This is a genomic window from Amnimonas aquatica (assembly GCF_002943415.1).
In the GTDB taxonomy this organism is placed as follows: domain Bacteria; phylum Pseudomonadota; class Gammaproteobacteria; order Pseudomonadales; family Moraxellaceae; genus Perlucidibaca; species Perlucidibaca aquatica_A.
Window position 1 is genome coordinate 1 of record NZ_PTQZ01000287.1, and the last position, 1,707, is coordinate 1,707.

The following is a 1,707-nucleotide window of genomic DNA, read 5'->3' on the forward strand; positions in this document are numbered from 1 at the left end:
GAACGCGCCGCCATGCAGGTAGAGGATGACGCCGCCGGCATCGCCGGCCTTCGGCGTCACCACGGTGGCAGGCACGCCGCCGGCCACCTGCGTGTACTGCCGCGTGCCGCCGCAGCCGGGCATGGCCAGCGCCAGCGCCGACACGATGCCGCGCTGCGCCGGCGCGCCCAGCGGCGGGCCGATGAAGGGCCGGAAGGCGGTGCGCAGGAAGCCGCGCAGGAAGCCCGCGAGGAAACGCTCGCCGATACTGTCCGGTACCTGGCTCATGCGCGGCCTCCGGCGGGGCTGAAACGGTAGACATCCAGCCCGGAGCGCCGGGTCAGCCAGCGGTAGCTGAGCGTGAAGCCGGGCCAGTTGGTGCTGTTGTGGCCGTTAGCGTCGACATACCAGCTGTTGCAGCCCTGCCACACCGTACGTCCGAGGTCGCGCTGGATGCCGGCGTTGTAGCGCTGGTAGCGGCCGGCGTCGACCTCGACCGCGCCGGCACCGCGTTCGCGCATGGCGCGGCGGATGCGCAGGATGTGCGCGATCTGGCTCTCCAGCATGTAGACGATGGAGTTGTGGCCGAGATTGGTGTTGGGGCCGTAGAGCATGAAGAAGTTGGGGAAGCCCGGCACGGTCATACCGAGATAGGCCTGCGCGCCGCGCTGCCAGGCCTGGTTGAGCTCCTGCCCGCCGCGCCCGGTGACGCGCATGGGCGACAGGAACTCGGTGGCCGCGAAGCCGGTGCCGTAGATGATGACATCGGCCTCGTGGCGCTGGCCGTCCGCCGTCTCCACGCCGGTCGGCGTGATGGCGCGCACGGCGCGGGTGATCACCGACACGTCCGGCCGCGCCATGGTCGCCAGGTAGTCGCTGGAAAGCAGGATGCGCTTGCAGCCGATCGGGTAGTCCGGGGTCAGGCGCGCGCGCAGGTCGGCATCCCGCCCCTGGCGCCGCAGCAGGCGCCGGAACGGCAGGCCGACTGCCAGCGACATCAGCCCGCGAAAGCGCGTGAAGGCCAGCGCGCGCGACTCGTAATGCAGGTAGATGAAACCCCGGTAGCCCTTCGCCAGCCCCGGCACGTGGCGGAACAGGGCTTTCTGCAGCGCGCCGTAGGGGCGGTCCGGGCGCGCCATGATGTAGGCCGGGGAACGCTGGAACACGCTGATGTGCTTCGGCTTGCCGGCGATGGCGGGCACGAACTGGATCGCCGAGGCGCCGGTGCCGATCACCGCCACGCGCTTGCCGCGCAGGTCGCAGTCATGGTTCCAGGTCGCGGAATGGAAGCTCTCGCCGCGAAAGCTGTCGCGGCCGGGCAGGTTCGGCAGTGCCGGCCGGCTGAGCTGGCCGGTGGCGCTGATCAGCTGCGCCGCCGTCAGCACGCTGCCGNCTCGTCGTAGTCCGCCGATGCCACCTCGGCGCCGAAGCGGATGTGGCGGAGGATGTCGTACTTGCTTGCGCAGTGGCGCAGGTAGGCGTGGATCTCGGGCTGGCGCGAGAACACGTGCGACCAGTCCGGGTTGGGCTCGAAGGAGAACGAGTACAGGTGCGACGGCACGTCGCAGGCGGCGCCGGGATAGGTGTTGTCGCGCCAGACCCCGCCGACATCGCTGCCCTTCTCCAGGATCACGATGTCGTCCGTGCCCTCGCGCCGCAGCGCGACGGCCATGCCGATGCCGCCGAAGCCGGCGCCGATGATGATGACCTCGTGATGCCGCTCAGACA

General features: G+C 70.5%; 1 protein-coding gene and 1 pseudogene. Both read right to left on the reverse strand.

Annotated elements, in window-relative coordinates:
• A partial coding sequence (locus C5O18_RS10770; RefSeq protein WP_241146809.1) for a hypothetical protein occupies positions 1-267 on the reverse strand: 267 nt, incomplete at its 3' end.
• Positions 264-1,707: pseudogene (locus C5O18_RS09155) on the reverse strand (flavin-containing monooxygenase); the annotation flags it as partial. The gene C5O18_RS10770 and the pseudogene C5O18_RS09155, both read right to left, overlap by 4 nt.